The organism is Arthrobacter sp. H20 (assembly GCF_000520515.1).
Classification (GTDB): Bacteria; Actinomycetota; Actinomycetes; order Actinomycetales; family Micrococcaceae; genus Arthrobacter_D.
Genome location: NZ_KI914717.1, coordinates 34,312 through 54,459, shown reverse-complemented (window position 1 = coordinate 54,459; position 20,148 = coordinate 34,312). Strand labels below are relative to the sequence as shown.

Sequence of the window (20,148 nt, the reverse complement as noted above, 5' to 3'; positions counted from 1 at the left end):
GGCAGTACGTGGCAATGTTCCCGCCGGTAGCGCAGGAAGTGATCGACACCGGCTACCAGGACTTCGCCGACCGTTGGAACCCCATCCTCGATGTGTTCGACGAGTGCGGTGTCCGGTTCGCTCACGAGGTGCACCCGTCCGAGATCGCCTACGACTATTGGTCCACCCAGCGCGCGCTCGAAGCTATCGGCCACCGTCCCGCATTCGGCCTGAACTGGGATCCCAGCCACTTTCTGTGGCAGCAGATTGACCCGGTGGCATTCATTTCAGACTTCGCCGACCGGATTTATCACGTCGACTGCAAAGACACGAAGATGCGGGTGGGCGGCGGCCGCAACGGCATCCTTTCCTCGCACCTTCCCTGGGGCGACCCCCGCCGAGGCTGGGACTTTGTCTCCACCGGCCGCGGCGACGTGCCGTGGGAAGACAGTTTCAGGGCGCTCACCAGCATCGGTTATCACGGGCCCATCTCGGTTGAATGGGAAGATGCCGGGATGGATCGGCTGCAGGGCGCGCCCCAGGCGCTTGCCTTCTTGAAGCAGTTCAACTTTGGGCCGTCGGAGGCCTCCTTCGACGCTGCCTTCAAGCAGTAGCACGCTCCTTCGTCCCCCGGAGGAGCGGTGCGGGTGGGGTTTGCCGTAACGCGCCCGAAACGCTCAGGTAGTAGCCTTTCCGTATGCGCGAAAACCAAGCCATTATCATCGAGGAAATGGGCGTGCAGCCCACGATCGACCCTGCGGCGGAAATCGTTGCCAGGGTCACCTTCCTGAAGGACTACCTCAAGGCCACCGGAACCCACGGTTTTGTCCTCGGCGTCAGCGGCGGTGTGGATTCTTCCCTGTCCGGCCGACTAGCCCAGTTGGCAGTGACCGAATTGGCCGAAGAAGGTATCGAGGCGGACTTCATCGCCGTCCGGCTCCCCTACCGCGAACAGCATGATGAGGATGATGCGCAGGCAGCCCTCACGTTCATCCAGCCAAAGAGCCAGCGCACCTTTAACGTTGCAGCGGCAGTCGACGGGTTCGAAGCCGAGTATGCCAGCGCCACCGGTGAGGACATCTCTGACTTCACCAAGGGAAACATCAAGGCCAGGTCGCGGATGATCGCCCAGTACGCCCTCGCCGGGCAGCACAACCTCCTGGTGATCGGCACCGATCATGGAGCGGAGTCGGTGACCGGGTTCTTCACCAAGTATGGCGACGGCGGCGCTGACATCCTGCCCCTGTTCGGGCTGAACAAGCGCCAGAACCGCTCGCTGCTCAAGGAACTCGGTGCACCCGAACAGATCTATAGCAAGATTCCCACCGCTGACCTGCTCGATCATCAGCCCGGCCGCGCCGATGAGCACGAACTCGGGATTACCTACGACCAGATCGACGACTATCTGGAAGGCAGGGAGATCGACGAGCCAGCAGCACTCGCCATCGAACGCCGCCATTCCATCACCCGTCATAAGCGAACGGTGCCCGTGACCATTCTCGACAAGTGGTGGCGGGGCTAACGCTCACGGACATTGGTAACGTGTTCCCTGTGAAGATTGCCACCTGGAACGTTAATTCCCTCAGAGCCCGCGCGGATCGCGTCGAAGCCTGGCTGGCCCGCTCCGACGTCGATGTCCTGGCGATCCAGGAAACCAAGTGCAAGGACGAGAATTTCCCGTGGGATCTCTTCGAAGCCAACGGCTATGAGGTGGCCCATTTCGGCCTGAGCCAATGGAACGGGGTTGCCATCGCCTCCAGGGTGGGGCTCGACGACGTCGAACGCACCTTTGAGGGTCAGCCCCTCTTCGGGAAGGACGCTGAACCGATCCAGGAGGCCCGGGCGATCGGTGCCACCTGCGGCGGAGTGCGGGTCTGGAGCCTGTATGTCCCCAACGGTCGCTCCCTCGATGACCCCCACATGCAATACAAGATTGACTGGCTGGATACTCTTCGGGAGAAGGCGCTCGGGTGGATTGACGCAGACCCAACAGCCCAGATCGCTTTGACCGGTGATTGGAACATCGCCCCTCAGGATGAAGATGTCTGGGACATTGACCTGTTCCAGACGGAGGGCTACACCCATGTCAGCCCCCAGGAACGTGCGGCGTTTCACGCGTTCGAAAGCTCAGGCTTTACCGACGTCGCCCGCCCACACACTCCCGGCCCCGGCGTCTACACGTACTGGGATTACAAGCAGCTGAGCTTCCCAAAGAAAATGGGCATGCGTATCGACTTTGTCCTGGCCTCCCCAGCCCTTGCCGAACGTGTAACAGGCGCCTCCATTGACCGCGAGGAACGCAAGGGTAAAGGCGCTTCTGACCACGCGCCCGTTGTTGTGGATCTGGGATAACTGATGGCGGCCATCGGTCCGGCCGCCACGGGCCATACCTTTCCCTACGTGTCATTCCTCAGGGTCTTTGAACCGCTTGAGGCATTCGGCGATGCCCAACAACTGGTGATCCTTGAACAGCGGTCGCGGGACCGCAAGGACACGGAGGGGATTGAACGCACCAACTCGTTGCGGCGGATCCTCCGGCAGGTCTCGGACCCGTTCCCCCACCACGACACCGATCTGGTCCGGGTCCTTCACTTCCCCGGCAGCAACGGTGTCACTGCGCAGTACTACTGCCCGAACCAGCTGGCGGTGCGCACGTCTCTGGCAGCGGAATCCCTGGGACAGACGATTCGCGGCCCCCTGGTGGACGTGCTGCTGCCCGAGGCGGCGACTGACGCTCATCAGGCGCGGCTCGATCCCGAGACTGTCGCCGAGACCACCGCCAAGCTGTACACCCGCTCCGCAACGTGGGGAATTCCGTTCTCCTGGTTTGTTCTGATCCATGAAGATGACCTGACCGAGGTGATCGAGGACGGCGGCACGGTACGCACCGTTCGGGTAGCTGCAGCGGTGCATGAGTGTATTGAGCGGGCCAAGCATGCACTGGCGTCGCTGGCGATTGCCGCGCCTGAACTCGACCTGATCGATGACCTGACCGACATCATCGAATGGCTCCAGCTGTTCCGCCTGGACGCGGTAGTGGAGCTGGACTATGGCCCGGTAGCCGACCTGGTGTTTCCTGATGAATCCCCAATGGATGTCAGGATGGGCATCGAATGTCTCTCGGAAGGGGAAATGACCGGGGCAGCGGCGTCGTATCGTCGGCTTGCCTCCCGCTGGATCCCGATCCGGCAGCTGGCGCGCGCCAACTAGTTGACTCGGCGGCACAGCTCCATCCCCCCGGAAAGCCGACGTCGGGGGGCTAGTTGATCCCGTCGACGGCGTAGGACACCTTCGTCAGACCCTTCTTGGACTTTATTTTGGTGATGGTCAAAGTGCCGATGCCGCTGACGTCCGCCACATGAGTACCCCCGCACGGTACGCCAAAGTCAGCCGTATACAGCACAATCCTGGCCGGCTTGTTGGTGGGAATGTTGGCAGGCACGTTCCGGCAGTAGGCGCCCATCTCCGAGACGGGCATGAACCGGATTTCGTTGCTGCTTCCCGCGTCGATCACGCCCCGGGCCGCCTGCTGGACCTGGGCCAGGACTGCCTCCACTTCTTCCGGCGGAAGCACTGCGTCGTACTCAACGAACGACATGTGGGGGTAGTGGGCGCCCTTGCCGGGAACCCAGGGCAGGCCGAGGCGTTCCACGGCTAGGTCGACCACGTGACCAGCCGAGTGCAGGCGGGTATTAACCATCCGTCGGGTGACATCGACCTGCAGCGACACCTCGTCGCCGACAGCCAGTGGCCCGGCTCCGAGGTGATGCACCACTCCCTCAGGATCGAGGCGCACCTCCTCGACTGTGAAGTCCGCGGTGAAGTCCCCGGAGGCTCCTCTGATGACCCCGGTGTCCCAGTCCTGGCCCCCGCCGCGCGGGTAGAAGCAAGTCCGGTCGAGAACGACGTCGGTGCGGCTGTCGTCGTCGACGGCGTTGACCGACAGCACGCGCGCGGCGCCGGTCAACACGACAAAATCGTTCAGGTAGGTCAGTTCGGTAGCCATCAGCTGAGTCTATCCACACACGGAGCGCCGAAAGGGCGGCGCAGTGGAGCTCCTGATGATCAGCTTATGCGGGCGCGGCGCGGGGTCGGCCACGGTCACGCCTCCCTCCAGCTCCGCCAGGAGAAGGTCAGCAGCGAACGCACCCTGCTCTTCGGGGCTCTGCCGGATCGTCGTCAGACCCAGTGGTTCAGCGAACTCGTGGTCGTCGATTCCCACCACTGAAAGCTCCTCGGGGATACGGATGCCCAGGTCTGCGGCGGCACTGATCACCCCGAATGCCATCTCATCCGATGAACAAAACACAGCTGTTGGACGGTCAGCCGGGTCCCGCAACAAGACCAGAGCCGCCTCTTTGCCCTGCTTGAACCGGAAATCACCGAACAGTGACCATTGCGGCCGAACCGGCAACCCGTGCGCCGCCATCGTGGCGAGATAGGCCTCTTCCCGAATCCGAGGCACCTCAAACTCAATGCCATACGAGCCGCCGCCCCGTAGGTGGGCGATCTCGGTGTGCCCCAGGTCAATCAGGTGCGCGACGGCGTCGCGGGCTGCCGCGTCGTCGTCAATCCCCACATGGCGGACCCCTTTGACCGATCCACCCACCACGATGGTGGGCGAATCGAGCGCCTGCAGCGACTGCAGCTCATCATCGGTGAGCTCCATACACATCACCAGGAGCGCATCGATCCGCTTACGAAGGATGGACCGGTGAAATACCCGCTCACGGTTGACGCCCGATCCACCAAGACTGAACACCACCAGGTCATAGCCAGCGGCCCTGAGCTGCCGGTCCACGCCCTCCAACACTGCCGAGAAGTACCACCGTTCAATCAGTGGCAGCAAAACACCCATCGCCATGGTCCGGCCGGACGCCAGGCCGGACGCCGACGACGACGGGACGTAGCCAAGTGTGTTGGCGGCGCCGAAGACGCGTGACCGGGTGCTGACAGACACTCCGGGGAGCCCCCGCAGCGCCCGTGAGACGGTTGCCGTTGAGACACCGATCGACTTGGCGACGTCCTCAATGCTTGTCATCGCGGGTCATCCCTTGAGACCACCCGCCAGCAGACCGCGGACAAAGTACCGCTGGAGGCCAAAGAACACCAGCAGTGGAACGATCATCGAAACGAACGCACCCGCAGTTAGTCGGTGCCATTCGCCCCCGCGGGTCCCGGTGAGTTCCGCCAGCCGCTGGGTGATGGGGGCGACGTCGCCCGTACCTCCAGAAAAGACCAGTGCCACCAACAGGTCGTTCCAGACCCACAGGAATTGGAAGATGCCGTAGGAGGCGAGGGCAGGAACCGACAGTGGGATGATGATCCGCCAGAAGATGGTGGCGTGCCCGGCCCCATCCACCCGGGCTGCCTCGATTACCTCTCCGGGGATCTCGGCAATGAAGTTGTGGAGCAGGAAGATCGCCAAGGGGAGCGCGAAGATGGTGTGCGCAATCCATAGCTGGGCGTAGGAACCCGACGGGAGTAGCTGGAAATCACCGATCTGCAGGTTGACGAACAGTTTCAGCAGCGGAATCAACGCCATCTGGAGGGGGATGATCTGCAGCGCGAAGATGAACACGAACATCGTGTCCTTACCTCGGAACTTCCCCCACGCGAACATATAGGCGGCCATGGCCGCAATGACGAGGGGTATGAGTGTGGCCGGGATGACGATCGCCAGTGAGTTAACGAAGTACTGACCCAAATTCGGGGATTGGCTACCTCCCGACACCAGCACGTCCGCGTAGTTGTCGAGGGTGAACTCGAAATCGCCCAGTACATTCCACCAGCCGTTGCGCTGGATGTTCTCTTCGGGCCTGAAGGAAGAGATCAGGAGCCCCAGTGTGGGAATGGTCCACACGGTGGCGATAATGATCGCCGCAATGGTGGCCCCGCGAGATGTCAGGCGCTGCTTCACCCGGCGGGTGATGGGCGGTTGGGCCACGGCCGGAGAGTCGGCAGGTCCGGGAGAAGCGGGGATCGGCGGGATGGTCGGCGTCGAGCTCATCGGATCTGCCTTTGCTGCTTGAGGACTCGTGCGTTGTAAATGACCACGGGGAGCACCATCAGAAACAGAATGAGGGCCAGCGCGGCGCCGCGGCCCGGTTCGTTGGCTCTGAACGCCTGGGTATACATCTCGTTGGCGATCACTGAGGTGTCGTAGTTGCCTGCAGTCATGGTGCGCACGATGTCGAAGACCTTCAGCGTGATGATGGTGATGGTGGTGACCACTACCACCAGGGCTCCGCGGATGGAGGGGATGGTGATGTCACGGAACTGCTGCCACGCTGACGCGCCATCGAGCCGGGCCGCTTCGACGATCTCCATCGGAATACCCTTGATGGCTGCCGAGAGGATCACCATCGCGAAGCCCACCTGGATCCAGACCATCACAGCGATCAGGAAGAAGGTGTTGCCGGGGGCATCAAGAAGGAACTGCTGGGGTTCTCCCCCGAACCACACCAGAATCTGATTGAGTAGCCCAATCTGGTCCTGCTCCGGCCCCTTGTAGGCGTACATGAACCGCCAGATAACGCCGGCACCGACCATTGAGATGGCCATCGGCATGAAGACCAGAGCCTTCAGGGTGCGTTCGCCCTTAGCTTTGTCGATGAATACGGCGTACACCAGACCTATGCCGGATGACAGCAGGGGAACCAGGATCACCCACAGCACCGTATTGCGCAGGGTGATGAGGGCAGTCGATTCGGTAAACATCCAGATGAAGTTATCGATCCCGTTGATGTTCCCGTCACGGTCGGTGAACGCCAGCAGGGTGGTCTGGACTGCAGGCCAGATCATACCGACAACCAGAAGGATCGCTGCTGGCGCGAGGAAGCCAATGACAGTTGCCTTGTCCCGGAAGGACTTCGGCGCCCGGTCGACCAGCAGCATGATCAATCCAATAATGGCGGCGAAAATGGCAAGAGCCACCACCACCTGCAGGAACTTATTACCAAGATCCTCCATAACGCAGCCTCCTTGGTGCGAAAAGGGTCGGTGCGAAAGTACACCGTGTGAAGAGTGTCAGGACAAACCCGGCGTCCCGCCCGATGGACGGGACGCCGGGTTTGGGTTGGAGACTACTGAGGCCAGGTGCCTTCGATGGTGTCGAGGACTTCCTCTGTCTCGGTACCGTTGATCCACTCCACGATGCCGCTCCAGAAGGAGTTGGCGCCGACAGCGCCCGGCATCAGATCCGATGCGTCGAACCGGAAGACTGTTTCTTCGCTCTGAAGCAGTTCGATTGACTGGCGGTCCAAATCTGAGGTTGCCACCGATGGGTCAAGCGCAAGGTTGGCGCTGATTCCGCTGCCCTGGGACACTCGTGCATTGGCGAACTCTCCACTGGCCATAAAGGTCTGGAACGCAACAACCTCGGGGCGGTCGGTGTAGGCGCCGATGATCTCGCCGCCGCCGGTAACTGCGCTGCTCCCTGCCTCTACGCCCGGCGTCATGAACGCCCAAACGTCGCCGTCCTCAGCAACTGTCGTTCCTTCGGGCCAGTTGGCGGCCTGGAACGATGCCTGGTGGTGCATGGCACACGTACCGTCGAGAACCGGCTGGCCGGCATCAGCGAACGGTGTCGAAAGGATCGAACGCACGTCCCCGATACCACCATTGACGAACTCCTCGCTTTTCAGGATCTCGCCCACGGAATCGAACGCTTCAGCAATCTGCGGATCGTTGAAGGGGATCTCATGATTCACCCACTGGTCGTAGACCTCCGGGCCAGCCTGGCGGAGGACGTAGTCCTCAACCCAGTCGGTGCCCGGCCAGCCCGTCGCCTCACCCGACTCGAAGCCTGCACACCACGGCTTCATTGTGCCGTCAGCTGCGATGTCCTCGGTTAGGGTCATCATCTCGTCGAGTGTTTCAGGAATTTCCCATCCCATCTCTGTGAAGACTGCCGGGTCGTACCAGACATAGCCCTTGATGTTCGCGAGCATGGGAGCGCCGTAGAAGACGTCGTCGACTGTGCCGTAGCCCTTCCAATCCTCGGACCAGTTCTCGTCCACCAGTGCCTCAACCTCGGACGGGGCAGGTAGGACATTGCCGCCCGCTACTTCGGCAGCGAGCAGGCCCGGCTGCGGGAAGATCGCAATGTCCGGCGGGTTGCCTGCCTGCGAGCGGACTCCGATCTGGGTTTCAAACTCCTTTGATCCCTCGTAAACCACCTCGACACCGGTGCACTCGGTGAAGTCGGCCCAGGAGTTCTCGAGCAGTTCAGCCTCGGTGTCCACAATGGTTGCGTAGACGCTAACCTCGGTGTCCTCGAAGGTGCCGTAGGTGTCGTAGGCCGCGCAGTCAGCAGCCGGCTCGTTGCCGCCGCCCTCGCTGTCGTCGGCTGCCCCGCCGCCGCAGGCCGAAAGGGCCAGTGTCAGTACGCTCAATGCCGCGATCGGCAGCAGCGCTTTCTTGGTGCGAATTGTCGCCATGAAAAGACTCCTTTGTCTGGCAGTGGCAGCGAATAAAGAGCGCCCCGCCTAAGCGTTTGATAGAATGAATGTAAGCGCTTACGTACTCCACGACAAGACATCTGCCGGATGTCACACCGTTCGATATCAAATCGTGACGCGCGCTCCTACCCCCCAATTTCTCCTAGGAGAGTTCATGACCGTCTCGGCACCAGCTGTCAGCCACCCGACCGACGCGCCCGTAACCCCGAGCCCCTGGTGGGCGGACGCGGTAATCTATCAGATCTACCCCCGATCCTTCGCGGACGGCAACGCTGACGGCATGGGTGATCTGCCGGGCGTCAGGAGCAGACTTCCCTATCTACGGCAGCTAGGTGTCGACGCCATCTGGCTCTCCCCGTTCTATGTCTCTCCGCAGGCTGACGCAGGGTACGACGTCGCCGACTACCGTGACGTCGACCCGCTGTTTGGCACCCTGGCGGATTTCGACTCCATGCTCGCCGAGGCCCACGAGTCAGGCATGAAGGTGATCGTTGACCTGGTACCTAACCACACCTCCGACGAGCACGAGTGGTTCAAGGCTGCCAAAGACTCCCCCTCCGGTTCGCTGGAACGCGAACGCTACATCTTCCGTGAAGGAAAGGGCACCCACGGGGAACTGCCACCGAACAACTGGCAGTCCATCTTCGGCGGCAACGCCTGGACGCGGCTTGATGACGGGCAGTGGTACCTGCACCTCTTCGATTCCAAGCAGCCGGACCTCAACTGGGACAACCCTGAGGTACGTGCCGAAATGGTCTCGGTGCTGCGTTTCTGGCTGGACCGCGGAGTGGATGGCTTCCGCATCGACGTCGCTCACGGCATGGTCAAGGCTGCCGGGTTGCCTGACTGGGCCGAACAGACCCACATGATCGACGGCGGAGGCTCGGGCCGGGCGGCGGAAACAGATGAGTCCCGCCCCACCGACCTCGACCAGACCCCTCCCTACTTCGACCAGCCGGGTGTACACGATATCTATCGGGAATGGAACAGGGTCCTGGCCCAGTACGACGGCGATCGCATGCTCGTCGCCGAAGCCTGGGTTGAGCCGGCTGAACGGTTGTTCCGCTATGTCCGTCACGATGAAATGCAGCAGGCTTTCAACTTCGATTTCCTGCTGGCCGGGTGGGATGCTGCCCAGCTGACGGAAAGCATCACAGAATCCCTGACCGAGGCCGGGAAGGTGGGGGCGCCCAGCACCTGGGTGATGTCCAACCACGACACGGTCCGCCACACCAGCCGGTTCGGCCTTGAGGATCCCACCCAGTTCCCCAAGGGTCTGGGCACGGACCACGAGCAGCCCGACGAAACGTTGGGGCTCGTCCGCGGTCGCGCAGCTGCCCTTGTGATGCTCGCCCTGCCCGGTTCCGCCTACATCTACCAGGGGGACGAACTTGGCCTGCCCGAGCACACCACTCTCCCCGACGTCGTCCGCGAGGATCCCACCTTCGCCCGCACCAGCGGCAAGGAGATCGGTCGTGATGGCTGCCGGGTTCCCCTACCCTGGATCGCTGAAGCACCCGGCTTCGGGTTCGGAATGTACGACGCCGTGAGCGCGCCGGGTGCGGCCCCATGGCTCCCGCAGCCCTCTAGCTTCGCTGGCTACGCAGCTGACGTGCAGGTCGACGTGGATGGGTCCACCTACGAGCTGTACCGTAGCGCGCTAGAACTCCGTCGGAACCATGAACTGGGCCGCGGATATCTGGACTGGACACCCATGAACAGCCCCCAGGAGGGTGTTCTCTCCTATCGCAACGGGGATGTACTGGTGTTGGCCAACATGGGAATAGAGACAATTGACCTGCCGCAGGATCACCGGGTGATTCTTGCCAGCACTGAGGCAGCCATTGACGGTGGACGCCTCACCGCCAACGCATCGGTGTGGCTGATTCCTGCCGACTCGGTGAGTTAGCGCACCCGTTCCGCGCGGGTAAAGCGGGTTCGGGCGCCGGCGCTGATGCTGATCAGCACCGGCGTCTGGCGTCCTACCAGCAGATCAAGTGCTTCAACCAGGTCGGTTACCTCTGTTGCCACCTCGTGCGGGGAAATCCCCGACCGCGGAAAGACTTTGATCTTCAGGGCTGGTTCACCAGCAAACTGGTAGGTGGTGACCGCGGCGTTCACCAAATCCCCGCGCTCCTGTAGCGCGGCCTTCAACGCCTGCTCTGCCACCGATCCGTTGATCGTGACCTGCCCGGCGACCTCGTCACTGGATTCGCCGAGTTTGTCCTCCTGGGCCAAGGTCCCGGAACGTCCCCGCCCCTGCGCGGCCACCCACGCGACCATGAGAGCCACTATTAGCAACATCAACAGTGCCGCCACAATCCAGAGCCAGCTGTCCCGTTGGCCAGCGAGGGTGGTGCGGTCCAGGAGTCCGTTGATCGACTGGCCCAGCCCAACCGCAGCAGACCTCCACCAGCGGCCCACTGCTGGTACCGCGAGCAGCACCGCCGCCGCACCCAAGGACATCAGAGACACCCCAAGGAGCCCCAGCAACAGTCGATTCAGTACGCGCGGAGTCTGGTTCACTGGCCAATCACCCCTGAGGGGGCAACGGCAACCCGCACTGTGGGCACCGGTTCAACGGAGGTGAGAGCCAACTCGTCCTCAACGACGCTGCGGATACCTTCGACGTCAACAGGGACACCCGACGTCGGGCGCACCTGTACATCGACAGCGCGACGTCCAACAGTCACTGTCACCTGATCTGGCGTCACCCCAGCGGCGACCCGCGCTCGGCGGGCCAGTGCCGAGGCGAGCACCTCAGCGTCGACGACTATCGCCGTGCGTGAGTTGGGGATGGTGTGCCGTGCGCGGCGTCCCGGGAGCACGGCACTGAGGAACAACGCCACCCCGATCAGGAACACCAAGAGCCCACCGACGGCCAACGGGGCTACCTGAAGGTTGCCGGGCAGATCACCCAGCCAGGCGCCCGCCTGTTCTGGGCTGACCAGCCAGGCTTCCTGCCCGGTCGCTTTCAGGGCCGCTTCAAGCATCACGTAGAGGCAAAAAAACGAGATCAGGACAGCGGCGACCACCGAGGGCACTGCGCGGGAGGAATGCAGCTCGCGGCGCACTACTTTTCGGGTCAGCTGCCCTATTTGTTCGCTCACTTGGCGCGTCCCCCCTCGATTATCCTGATGCCTGTAATCCTGATGTCGACGCGGCTCAGCCGGGACCCACTCAGCTGCGACACCCGTTGAAGGATCAGCGCCTTTGACGCATGGGTACGGTCCCAGATCGACCCGCCGGCGCGGCTGACCAGTGTCGGGTCCCGCACCGTGCGGGTGAGTGATGGAACTCCAATGGGGAGTGCCAGCCGCAGAGCCAACAGTCCTTGATCGTCGGACCAGCTCGCACGGATCTGCTGCGCGGGAATGCCAAACACATCGGCGGCTACGGCTCGCGCCGTACTGGTCAGCGCCTGGGTGCTGATCCGGTTGTGCCCCGCGGGAGCCGGTGGAACGGCGCTCACGAGGAGGAGCGGCGGCCAGTGAGGGCGTCACGGACGCTACCCAGGTCCAGTTTGCCCTCGGCAACCCTGCCTAACAGGGCGCCCACAGCAACGAACAGAGTCATGAGGAGGAACCCCCAGAAACCGAAAATGAGTGCAGTGAACGCGAGAACAGCGCCGAGCGCTATGCCAACTACTGTGGGAGTCATGGTGGTGGCCTAACTTGCAACGGGACGGGTTTTGTCTTGGCTCTTCGGGTCATTCAGACCCGGGACGTGGACATCGGTGATTTCGACGTTTACCTCGATCACCTGCAGCCCCACCAGTTCCTGGACGCCGTGGTAAACCGCCGCGCGTACCTGATCGGCGACGCCAGTAAGCGGGTACCCGTATTCGGCCACCAGGACAATATCCACTGCCACCTGGGTTTCCCCTACTTCAACCTGCACTCCCTGGCTCAGGTCACTACCACCGACTGCGTCGCGGATAGCGCCCAGGGCCCTCCCCGTGCCCGCGCCCAGGCCGTAGACCCCTGGTACTTTTCGCGCAGCGATGGCCGCCACCTTGGCCACGGCCGGGTCAGCAATAGTGGTCTTACCACCAGCACCACTAAGGGTCATTCCCATGTCACCTGAGGCGGACCCACCAGCGGCCTCAGGCGAATGTTCAATCGGTCGGTGTCCGGGCGGTGGTGTCAGGTTCTCGTCCATCGGCTGTGCTTCCCTTTCGTTGTGCCCAGCCTAACGGTTACCCGCGCAGGAAGGCACGGTTGTCCCTGGGGCTATCGACTAACTATTGGATGGACTTGTTGCAGTGCTGATGCAACCATTCCTCAATCGGCGCGACAGCTTCCAGGTAGGAGCTCTCGTCGAAGCTTCCACTGTCCTCGGCGCTGGCCGCGGCTACCTCCTGCAGCCGATCGAAGTCATCGACTAGCTCTGCCGGGACCATCGACCGCACGTCGTCGATCTGATCGTGGAGGCGTTCAACAGTTTCGTCGTCCGCCGAGCCCATGAAGCTCAGCGGAGCCAACAGTATTGATGAGACACCAGCGGCCACAATGACACAATCTTTAGTACTGGTATCGGCCGGTTGGGAGGTATCTCCGCCGCTCATTCCTGAATCGTCCGGGTCCGGGGGCGGTTGAGCGCTCTCGGGGGATCGCTCGATCCCCTCTGAGGTGGGGTCTTCAAAGGGTAGTTCAGGGAGCTCTATAGCTGTGCCGGCCGTCTCGGGGACGGAGCCGCCGCAACCGGTGAGACCCAAGGCAAGCGCGCATACGGCGGCACTAGCGACACGCGATCTCAACACCCAAGCAACTCCTAATCCCACAGATCGATCCCACTCACCACCCATTGACATGTTACTTAACGCACAAGCGCCCCGGTCTTCTCCTTGACCGGGGCGCTTTCTTAGCGAGTATTCAGCGAACGATCAGGAAGTCGCCTTAGGTCGCAGCGAAAACCGCCCGCTATCCGGGAGCGCGAGCTTGAACACCTTCGCCCAGGTGGAGGCAACCTGCTTGGGTAGCGGCCCGGTGGTGTAAGGCAGACCGTAGCGGTTACAGATCTCCTTGACCTTCACTGCCACTTCCGCGTAGCGGTTCGATGGCAGGTCCGGGAAGCAGTGGTGCTCCACCTGGTGCGAGAGGTTGCCCGTCATCAGATGCATGAACTTGGAGCCGGAGATGTTGGCCGATCCGATCATTTGCCTTACGTACCAGTCACCGCGGGTTTCACCCTCGACCATTTCCTCCGTGAACGTATCGGTGCCCTCGGGGAAATGCCCACAGAAGATAACCGCATGCGCCCAGACATTGCGGATGGCGTTCGCGGCGAGCGTGCCGTACAGGGCCTGCTTTCCTGACCCGGTGAGCATGGCGACGGCGGGCGTAGCAGCATAGTCCTTGGTGAACTGCTTCACCGCCTTGACGCCAACAGCCTTGAGGTCCCGCGACATGTCCTCCTTGGACTTCAGGCCCTCTTTGTATTCAGGGATTTCCAGGTCATAGAGCGCGATTCCCCACTCGAAGACCGGTGCCAGGATGGCGTTGTATAGCGGATTGCCCAGGTTGAAGGGGGTCCATGGCTGGTCCGCGTCCATTCGAAGCAAGTTGTACCCGACGTCGCGGTCTTTGCCAACCACATTGGTCCAACGGTGGTGAAGGTCATTGTGGGTGTGTTGCCAGGACCGTGCCGGGGTTACGAAGTCCCACTCCCAGGTGGTGGAGTGGATGTCAGGATCCCGCATCCAGTCCCATTGTCCGTGGAGGACGTTGTGACCGATTTCCATGTTCTCGAGGATCTTGGCGGCGCTGAGCATTGCCGTCCCTGCCACCCAGGCAGCCTTGTTGCGGCCCACCAATAGAGACGCGCGGCCAGCGATTTCCAGCCCACGCTGCACCTTGATTACTCGACGAATGTACGCGGCGTCAGTAGCACCCCGCTTGGCAAGCACCTCGTCGCGGACCGCGTCCAGCTCCCGCCCCAGCTCCGCAACCTGCTCATCGGAAAGATGCGCTGCCGCCGGCGGCCGCACCAGCGGATGTCCTGTTGCCGCCAGGGCCCCCGGCCGGGTAACTGTGGGCTTCGTTTCGGTACGTTCAGTCAGTGTCGTCATTCGGTGATACTCCTTAAAGGTCCAGATTGACGGGTCCGGCTGCCGCCGAAACACACGTCTGAATAAGTTGGCCAGGGTCCCCATGGACTTCCCCCGTGCGAAGATCGCGCACCTGGCCGGCACGCAGCGGGGTCAGACAACTGTGGCAAATGCCCATCCGGCACCCGCTAGGCATCAGCACGCCGGCGTCTTCACCCACGTCCAGCAGCGGTGTATCGCCATCCGCTTCAACTTCGCGGTCGGAGGCTTCAAACTGGACGAGTCCGCCGTCGTGCCCCTCGCCGCCAGCAAGACTGGTGCTGAACCGTTCAATGGTCAGTGTGCTGCGGGCCGCGGCTTCCTTGCCGGTAGACAACTCGGGTTGGGCTGCCCACAGAGCCTCGGCGTCATCGAGGAACTCTTCAGGACCGCAAGCGTAAGCGGCACGTTCGCGCCAGTCCGAACACAGCTCCTGAAGATCGGTGTCCGACCCGAAATCCAGCCGTCCTCGTTCAGCTGTGAACAGGTGGGTGACGCGTAGATTCGAAAACTGGTCGGCCAATTCATTCAGCTCTTCCAGGAACAGGCTGTCCTTTGGCGTGCGGGCCGAGTGGATGAGGACGACGTCGGCATCCGGCCGCCGGGGAACAAGGGTTCGCACCATAGACATCACGGGTGTGATCCCGCTACCGGCTGTGAGCATCAAAAGGGGACGTGGGTGCTCAGGGAGCACAAATTCACCCTGTGGGGGCGCGAGAAAAAGTACGTCGCCAGGTTTGGTGTTGCGCACCAAGACGCCCGAGACTGCTCCGGCATCAGTGACGGTGATTGCCGGGTCCGTCCCTGCTGCGGCGCTCAACGAGTACGAGCGCCAGTGGCGGACGCCGTTTAGCTCCACCCCAATGCGGGCCCATTGGCCAGCCTGATGCGCCTTCCAACCCCATCCGGGATGGAAGTGGATGGTGACCGAGTCAGGAGTTTCAGACACTACCTTTGTGACCACACCGCGCAGCTGACGGCTCGAATACACCGGGTTGAAGAGGGCAAGAATGTCTTCAGGGGTGAGAGGAGTGGTCAGGACGGATGCGGCCCGGGCCAATTGACGGAGCCGAATCATCCTCCAAGTTTAGGATAAGAACTGACACACTTCTCCTAGCAGCGCATACGATTGAGCCCTGAAAACTATTTCTTCGAAACAGTATTTGAGGCGTCACATGAGCTTTGCACAGCCTGTTGTCACAGCCAGTGCGGCATTGGAACCGCCCTGGCTCGCCCTCCCGGAGGAGATCAGCGCCCTACTGCGGCCCATGATGCCGGGGGTCGTGGAAGCGATTATTGAAGCTGTGCCACAGCTGGTTCCGACCTATGCGAGACCTATTGAGGGTCGATTTGGGCGGGGTCTCCGCCGGGGGGTCGCCGTCGCACTTGAACGGTTCCTGCAGCTGCCCGGGACCAGGATGCCTGCCCTATCGGAGGAAAGCAGACAGCTGGTCGCCGGCCTGGGCAGTGGTGAATTTCGGCAGGGACGAAGCATGGACGCCCTATTGAGCGCTTACCGGATGGGTGCCAGGGTAACGTTCCGGGAGATGTCGAGGATCTCGATGAAGCAGGATTTAGGTCTTGAGGTAGTGGTGAACCTCGGCGAGTCCATCCTTGCCTATATCGATGAACTGTCGGCAGTCAGTGCCGAGGCATACGCGTTTGAACAGTCCGAACGGGCCGGGGCAGTAGACCGGCGGCGAACAGAACTGCTGGAGCTACTGCTCCTGGGGCAGGCTGACGAGGCGGCCCTGCGGCAGGCAGCGTCAATGGCCGACTGGGCGCTGCCAGCGCAACTGACAGTGGTGACGCTACCTCTTGACCGGGCCGCCGGCTTGCGTCGCCAGCTCGACCCCGGCTCGCTGCTGGTCGAACGGGAAACAGACGCGGTTGTGCTGATCCCCAGCCGCGATACTGCTGCGGCGCGGCGCCAGCTGTCAAAGGCACTCCAGGGACGGTCCGCTGCTGTAGGGCCAGCCACCGGCTGGGAACGGGTACCCGATTCGCTGCGGTTGGCAGTATTGGCTGCAACAGTTTTTCCACCGCGTGAAGGCCCCGACGATCCGCCGATTTGGGCCGATGAGCATCTGGCGCAGGTAATCCTCGGTGCTGAGCCCACTGCCGTCAGTGAGCTTGCCCGGCGCCGACTGGCGCCGTTGGACGGCTTCCGCCCGGCCCAACGAGAGCGGCTGGTGGAAACCCTTCTGTCCTGGCTGAAGCATTGGGGGCAGCGGGCGCCAATTGCCGCGGAACTGGAGATCCACCCGCAGACTGTTGGCTACCGGCTTATCCAATTAAGGGAGGCTTTCGGTGCCGAGCTGGAAAATCCCCAGGTCCGATTCGAGTTGCAGCTCGCACTGAATGCGGGCCGGCGGTAACGATCGATCGGCCAGCCCTGTTAGCTCAGGAAAATTTAAACTAAGCTTACTTATAAGATTGCTGGCTATTCGAACTAGCTATCCCTCCACGGGAACCCGTGGACGATCAGATTGGAGCACCATCATGAAGAACAAACTCGTATTCGCAGCAGGCATGGCCGCCGGCTATGTGCTCGGCTCGCGTGCCGGCAGGGACAGCTACGAGAAGCTGAAGACCAAAGCAGATGAACTGTGGAACAACCCGAAGGTCCAGGAAACGGTCGCTGACACCACTTCCACCCTGAAGCACAAGATGCCGGAGGTGCAGGAACAGGCTGGCGGCGCAGTCAAGAAAGCCAAGGAGTCAGTCTCCGGCGCACTGCACCGGAGCGACAAGGCCGACGATGCCAAGGCATCGTCTAACGGCTCCGCATCCACTGGCCCCTCCGGGGGCAACCCTGCCAAGGTTGAGGAGCCCCCGTTCCAGAACCAGGACGACGAGACCCGCCCCGATACCGTCTAAGACACTGATGAATGCTCCGTACCCCTTGGATGAGGGTGCGGAGCATTCTCCGTGGGTCATCGGTGGCTGAGATCGAGCACAAAAAACCCCACACTTTCCGGCTGGAAAGGCGGGGTATTTTGTTGCTTCAGAATTTCCTACAGTGGTGGCTCCGACCGGCGTCGATCCGGTGACCTTTCGATTTTCAGTCGAACGCTCTACCAACTGAGCTACAGAGCCGTGCAACCATCGTACGACAGTCACCGCGATCAACCAGCCGAAGCTGGCAGACCTGAGCGACCCTGACGGGACTTGAACCCGCGACCTCCGCCGTGACAGGGCGGCGCGCTAACCAACTGCGCTACAGGGCCTTGCTTTTTTGCAAGAGCTTTAGACTACCAGCATCTCAGCCAGTTCTTGACCGCCTCGAACTGCTTCGAAACTGATCTGCTCCTACGTACCCCCAACGGGATTCGAACCCGTGCCGCCGCCGTGAAAGGGCGGTGTCCTAGGCCGCTAGACGATGGGGGCCTTAGCCACACGAGGGAAGAAATTTTCCCCTGCTGTGAACCTATAAAACTATAAAGCCTGCGCCGCGATTCCACAAAACGAAGCCCCACGCCCCAACCCCTCCGACGGTACAGTCGAGATGTGACAATCGAAATGACCCTTGAAGACTTCGAGTCCGCTGTAAATGACGCAATTGATCAGATTCCGGAGGATCTCATGCGCACCATGAACAACGTCGCAATTTTCGTCCGAGAGGAGTACGAGCCAGCACCCGGCGAGGACGCCGACACCGAGCTCCTCGGTCTCTACGAGGGCACCCCGCTGACCGAACGTGATTCCTGGTGGGAAGCTGGATCCCTGCCGGACAGCATCAGCATCTTCCGGCAGCCACTGCTCCGGCACTGCAACACCCGTGAGGAACTCATAGACGAGATCCTTGTCACTGTCATCCATGAGGTGGCGCATCACTTTGGCATTGACGACGCCCGCCTCCAGGAGCTGGGCTGGGGATAGCCTCAACTCGCGTTATCCCGCACAGGCAGCGGATACTTGGCTGCATGAACGCCCACAATCACGGGTTGCCCCAGGGCACCGCTACCGGCAGACATCGCAGAAAGCTGATCACTGTCGTCTGCATCACCCTGGCTGGTGTTTTTATTCAGGTTGTGGGTGCCGTCTGGTCCGGCTCACTGGCTCTCCTCGCCGATGCCGGCCACATGCTCTCAGACGCGGCGGGGGTTTCGATTGCCCTCCTAGCCTCGTGGATAGCTACCCGTCCTGCCACCAGGCGGAGCACCTATGGTTATCAGCGCGCTGAGGTACTGGCAGCCTTGGCAAACGCGATCATTCTCGTGGTGATCGCCGTAGTCATCCTCGTTGAGGCACTGCGACGCTTCTCCGCAACCCCTGACATTCGCACCGACGTCATGATCATCACGGCTGTGGTGGGTGCCGCCGCCAACCTGACCTGTCTGCTGATTCTGCGTAAAGGACAGGCCGAGAGTTTGAATCTCCGCGGAGCCTACCTCGAGGTGCTCGGCGACCTGCTCGGTTCGGTGGCAGTGATTGTCGCCGCGGTGGTCATTGCGACGACAGGCTACCGCCAGGCCGATGCGCTGGCGTCGATAGCTATCGCTCTAATGATCCTCCCGCGAGCCTGGAGCCTGCTCCGTGACGTCATCAACGTCCTCCTCGAATCGGCACCAAAAGGAGTTGACGCGGAAATGATCCGTGACCACATCATCGGGGTCCGCGGCGTGGTTGGCGTCCACGATATCCACGCCTGGACCATCACGTCCGGTGTGCCAGTGTTCTCGGCGCATGTGGTGGTGGATGGCGGAACTCTCAATGCCGAGGGTGTGGACCAGGTGCTTGATCGATTGAACCATTGTCTCCGTAACCACTTCGATACCCAGCACTGCACCTTCCAGATCGAGCCTGTCGAGCACGCCACTCACGAAAGTCGACAACATGCCTGATTCGGCGGGACTTTTGCGACACGCCGCAGCCGGGAACCGCCAAATGACAAAAATGTTGTTTATGGTACTTGTGTGACCAATGTTGCTAAAGTGACATACGTCCCCTCATCCTCGTGACTGTTGTGTAATACGCCGTGCGAGGATTTGGGGAACAGTGCAGTCATCAGGAAAGCGGCGCTTGCGCACCTTGAAAGCTACCGGGGTCCTCGCCACGGCAGTCCTGCTCAGCGGCGTTGGCCTTGCCCCGGGAATGGCCGCTCCCGGGACGGACGCGATTCCCACCGAGACGGAGGTCGCCGACGCATTGGACAGTACGACGGCGAAGGCCGCACTGGTTGAAGAAATTGAGGGAATTCTCGCAGCAGCCACATCGAATCTCCAGGATGCCCAAACTTCAGCGATGGAGTCCCAGGGAGCCTATATCGATGCTCTTGCGGCCCTCGACGAACGGCAGGCTAACGCCGAGACCACGGGGTCGCGTGCCGCTGAGGCAGCACTAACCCACGACGCCGCGTCAGCCCAGGTGGGTCAACTGGCCGGCGACCTGTACCGGTCGGGCGGCGTGACCCCGGGCATGACCATGCTTCTCAGCGGTAAGAATCCCGATGAGCTGATGTCGCGCGCGTCCACAATGTATGGATTGTCAGCGAACCGCGCCACCACGTTCACCCACGCACAAACTGCTGCGACAGCCTGGGAGGCGCTGCGGGTCGATGCTGCCGCCGCCCGCCAGGCTGCGCTAGATGCCGCCGAGACGGCTCAGCTGGCTGGG

Annotated in this window: 22 protein-coding genes, 3 tRNA genes and 1 pseudogene; 10 read left to right on the top strand and 16 right to left on the bottom strand. The window is 61.8% G+C overall.

Translation table 11 applies throughout. The features are described from left to right. The 4 genes from Y703_RS18085 to Y703_RS0105180 all read left to right on the top strand — a co-directional run. On the top strand, positions 1–593 hold a 593-nt coding region (locus Y703_RS18085), incomplete at its 5' end, for a sugar phosphate isomerase/epimerase family protein (protein WP_035763924.1). A gap of 83 nt (positions 594–676) precedes the next feature. Beyond that, positions 677–1,501: an ammonia-dependent NAD(+) synthetase gene (gene nadE, locus Y703_RS0105190; protein WP_026551861.1), complete on the top strand. Its 825-nt coding sequence runs from the start codon at positions 677–679 to the stop codon at positions 1,499–1,501. Between the two features lie 29 nt (positions 1,502–1,530). Next, positions 1,531–2,331: an exodeoxyribonuclease III gene (locus tag Y703_RS0105185; RefSeq protein WP_026551860.1), complete on the top strand. Its 801-nt coding sequence runs from the start codon at positions 1,531–1,533 to the stop codon at positions 2,329–2,331. Between the two features lie 3 nt (positions 2,332–2,334). Continuing rightward, entirely contained in the window at positions 2,335–3,189 is an 855-nt protein-coding gene (locus tag Y703_RS0105180; RefSeq protein WP_051427327.1) for a DUF8083 family protein, read from the top strand. 49 nt (positions 3,190–3,238) lie between these two features. On the opposite strand, the gene Y703_RS0105175 is transcribed toward Y703_RS0105180, so the two are convergent. The 5 genes from Y703_RS0105175 to Y703_RS0105155 form a co-directional block, all read right to left on the bottom strand. Continuing rightward, a complete protein-coding gene (locus Y703_RS0105175; RefSeq protein ID WP_026551858.1) occupies positions 3,239–3,985 on the bottom strand; it encodes an alanine--tRNA ligase-related protein in 747 nt (248 codons plus the stop codon). A gap of 9 nt (positions 3,986–3,994) precedes the next feature. Next, positions 3,995–5,020, bottom strand: a complete 1,026-nt coding sequence (locus tag Y703_RS0105170) for a LacI family DNA-binding transcriptional regulator (protein WP_026551857.1) — start codon at positions 5,018–5,020, stop codon at positions 3,995–3,997. A 6-nt stretch (positions 5,021–5,026) separates the two neighbouring features. Continuing rightward, a complete protein-coding gene (locus Y703_RS0105165) occupies positions 5,027–5,989 on the bottom strand; it encodes a carbohydrate ABC transporter permease (protein ID WP_026551856.1) in 963 nt (320 codons plus the stop codon). Further along, positions 5,986–6,951, bottom strand: a complete 966-nt coding sequence (locus tag Y703_RS0105160) for a carbohydrate ABC transporter permease (RefSeq protein WP_026551855.1) — start codon at positions 6,949–6,951, stop codon at positions 5,986–5,988. The genes Y703_RS0105165 and Y703_RS0105160 overlap by 4 nt, the downstream gene beginning before the upstream one ends. Before the next feature lie 113 nt (positions 6,952–7,064). Next, a complete protein-coding gene (locus Y703_RS0105155; RefSeq protein ID WP_026551854.1) occupies positions 7,065–8,420 on the bottom strand; it encodes an ABC transporter substrate-binding protein in 1,356 nt (451 codons plus the stop codon). Positions 8,421–8,595: 175 nt separating this feature from the next. Between Y703_RS0105155 and Y703_RS18080 the strand changes: the two genes are divergently transcribed. Further along, complete coding sequence (locus Y703_RS18080; RefSeq protein ID WP_035763923.1) at positions 8,596–10,350, top strand: glycoside hydrolase family 13 protein; 1,755 nt, start codon at positions 8,596–8,598, stop codon at positions 10,348–10,350. Here the strand turns inward: Y703_RS18080 and Y703_RS0105145 are convergent. From Y703_RS0105145 to Y703_RS0105110, 8 genes are all read right to left on the bottom strand, one after another. Next, positions 10,347–10,967, bottom strand: a complete 621-nt coding sequence (locus tag Y703_RS0105145) for a hypothetical protein (RefSeq protein ID WP_026551853.1) — start codon at positions 10,965–10,967, stop codon at positions 10,347–10,349. The genes Y703_RS18080 and Y703_RS0105145 overlap by 4 nt on opposite strands. Next, a complete protein-coding gene (locus tag Y703_RS0105140) occupies positions 10,964–11,551 on the bottom strand; it encodes a DUF6286 domain-containing protein (protein WP_026551852.1) in 588 nt (195 codons plus the stop codon). The genes Y703_RS0105145 and Y703_RS0105140 overlap by 4 nt, the downstream gene beginning before the upstream one ends. After that, complete coding sequence (locus tag Y703_RS0105135; RefSeq protein WP_026551851.1) at positions 11,548–11,913, bottom strand: hypothetical protein; 366 nt, start codon at positions 11,911–11,913, stop codon at positions 11,548–11,550. Before Y703_RS0105135 ends, Y703_RS0105140 begins: the two co-directional genes overlap by 4 nt. Next, positions 11,910–12,101: a DUF2273 domain-containing protein gene (locus tag Y703_RS0105130; RefSeq protein WP_026551850.1), complete on the bottom strand. Its 192-nt coding sequence runs from the start codon at positions 12,099–12,101 to the stop codon at positions 11,910–11,912. Before Y703_RS0105130 ends, Y703_RS0105135 begins: the two co-directional genes overlap by 4 nt. Positions 12,102–12,110: 9 nt before the next feature. After that, positions 12,111–12,512 carry an Asp23/Gls24 family envelope stress response protein gene (locus Y703_RS18075; protein WP_343212872.1) on the bottom strand — a complete coding sequence of 134 codons (402 nt, stop codon included), beginning with the start codon at positions 12,510–12,512 and terminating at the stop codon, positions 12,111–12,113. A 172-nt stretch (positions 12,513–12,684) separates the two neighbouring features. After that, positions 12,685–13,203: a hypothetical protein gene (locus Y703_RS21925; RefSeq protein WP_155849411.1), complete on the bottom strand. Its 519-nt coding sequence runs from the start codon at positions 13,201–13,203 to the stop codon at positions 12,685–12,687. A gap of 123 nt (positions 13,204–13,326) precedes the next feature. Beyond that, entirely contained in the window at positions 13,327–14,511 is a 1,185-nt protein-coding gene (locus Y703_RS0105115; protein WP_026551847.1) for a fatty acid desaturase family protein, read from the bottom strand. A gap of 13 nt (positions 14,512–14,524) precedes the next feature. Further along, positions 14,525–15,607, bottom strand: coding sequence for a ferredoxin reductase (locus Y703_RS0105110; RefSeq protein ID WP_026551846.1), 1,083 nt, complete (start codon positions 15,605–15,607; stop codon positions 14,525–14,527). A 97-nt stretch (positions 15,608–15,704) separates the two neighbouring features. Here Y703_RS0105110 and Y703_RS0105105 point away from each other — a divergent pair, with 97 nt between their 5' ends. Both Y703_RS0105105 and Y703_RS0105100 read left to right on the top strand, forming a co-directional pair. Beyond that, complete coding sequence (locus tag Y703_RS0105105) at positions 15,705–16,907, top strand: PucR family transcriptional regulator (protein WP_026551845.1); 1,203 nt, start codon at positions 15,705–15,707, stop codon at positions 16,905–16,907. A gap of 124 nt (positions 16,908–17,031) precedes the next feature. Continuing rightward, complete coding sequence (locus tag Y703_RS0105100) at positions 17,032–17,409, top strand: YtxH domain-containing protein (protein WP_026551844.1); 378 nt, start codon at positions 17,032–17,034, stop codon at positions 17,407–17,409. A gap of 143 nt (positions 17,410–17,552) precedes the next feature. Here Y703_RS0105100 and Y703_RS0105095 read toward each other — a convergent pair. The 3 genes from Y703_RS0105095 to Y703_RS0105085 form a co-directional block, all read right to left on the bottom strand. Then, positions 17,553–17,628 (bottom strand) — tRNA-Phe (locus Y703_RS0105095). A gap of 57 nt (positions 17,629–17,685) precedes the next feature. Beyond that, a tRNA-Asp gene (locus Y703_RS0105090) sits at positions 17,686–17,759 on the bottom strand. Between the two features lie 87 nt (positions 17,760–17,846). Beyond that, positions 17,847–17,919 (bottom strand) — tRNA-Glu (locus tag Y703_RS0105085). A 132-nt stretch (positions 17,920–18,051) separates the two neighbouring features. Between Y703_RS0105085 and Y703_RS0105080 the strand changes: the two genes are divergently transcribed. The 3 genes and pseudogenes from Y703_RS0105080 to Y703_RS18070 form a co-directional block, all read left to right on the top strand. After that, the gene (locus tag Y703_RS0105080) at positions 18,052–18,411 is read left to right on the top strand and encodes a metallopeptidase family protein (protein ID WP_026551843.1); all 360 of its coding nucleotides are present in this window, start codon (positions 18,052–18,054) and stop codon (positions 18,409–18,411) included. A 44-nt stretch (positions 18,412–18,455) separates the two neighbouring features. Next, a complete protein-coding gene (locus Y703_RS0105075; protein ID WP_026551842.1) occupies positions 18,456–19,376 on the top strand; it encodes a cation diffusion facilitator family transporter in 921 nt (306 codons plus the stop codon). Positions 19,377–19,554: 178 nt separating this feature from the next. Next, a pseudogene (locus Y703_RS18070) lies at positions 19,555–20,148 on the top strand (hypothetical protein); the annotation flags it as partial.

Coding starts and splice junctions, on each gene's coding strand:
- nadE (WP_026551861.1), top strand. CDS start 677: ATGCGCGAAAACCAAGCCATTATCATCGAGGAAATGGGCGTGCAGCCC.
- Y703_RS0105180 (WP_051427327.1), top strand. CDS start 2,335: ATGGCGGCCATCGGTCCGGCCGCCACGGGCCATACCTTTCCCTACGTG.
- Y703_RS0105175 (WP_026551858.1), bottom strand. CDS start 3,985: ATGGCTACCGAACTGACCTACCTGAACGATTTTGTCGTGTTGACCGGC.
- Y703_RS0105170 (WP_026551857.1), bottom strand. CDS start 5,020: ATGACAAGCATTGAGGACGTCGCCAAGTCGATCGGTGTCTCAACGGCA.
- Y703_RS0105165 (WP_026551856.1), bottom strand. CDS start 5,989: ATGAGCTCGACGCCGACCATCCCGCCGATCCCCGCTTCTCCCGGACCT.
- Y703_RS0105160 (WP_026551855.1), bottom strand. CDS start 6,951: ATGGAGGATCTTGGTAATAAGTTCCTGCAGGTGGTGGTGGCTCTTGCC.
- Y703_RS0105155 (WP_026551854.1), bottom strand. CDS start 8,420: ATGGCGACAATTCGCACCAAGAAAGCGCTGCTGCCGATCGCGGCATTG.
- Y703_RS18080 (WP_035763923.1), top strand. CDS start 8,596: ATGACCGTCTCGGCACCAGCTGTCAGCCACCCGACCGACGCGCCCGTA.
- Y703_RS0105130 (WP_026551850.1), bottom strand. CDS start 12,101: ATGACTCCCACAGTAGTTGGCATAGCGCTCGGCGCTGTTCTCGCGTTC.
- Y703_RS18075 (WP_343212872.1), bottom strand. CDS start 12,512: ATGACCCTTAGTGGTGCTGGTGGTAAGACCACTATTGCTGACCCGGCC.
- Y703_RS0105115 (WP_026551847.1), bottom strand. CDS start 14,511: ATGACGACACTGACTGAACGTACCGAAACGAAGCCCACAGTTACCCGG.
- Y703_RS0105110 (WP_026551846.1), bottom strand. CDS start 15,607: ATGATTCGGCTCCGTCAATTGGCCCGGGCCGCATCCGTCCTGACCACT.
- Y703_RS0105105 (WP_026551845.1), top strand. CDS start 15,705: ATGAGCTTTGCACAGCCTGTTGTCACAGCCAGTGCGGCATTGGAACCG.
- Y703_RS0105100 (WP_026551844.1), top strand. CDS start 17,032: ATGAAGAACAAACTCGTATTCGCAGCAGGCATGGCCGCCGGCTATGTG.
- Y703_RS0105080 (WP_026551843.1), top strand. CDS start 18,052: ATGACCCTTGAAGACTTCGAGTCCGCTGTAAATGACGCAATTGATCAG.
- Y703_RS0105075 (WP_026551842.1), top strand. CDS start 18,456: ATGAACGCCCACAATCACGGGTTGCCCCAGGGCACCGCTACCGGCAGA.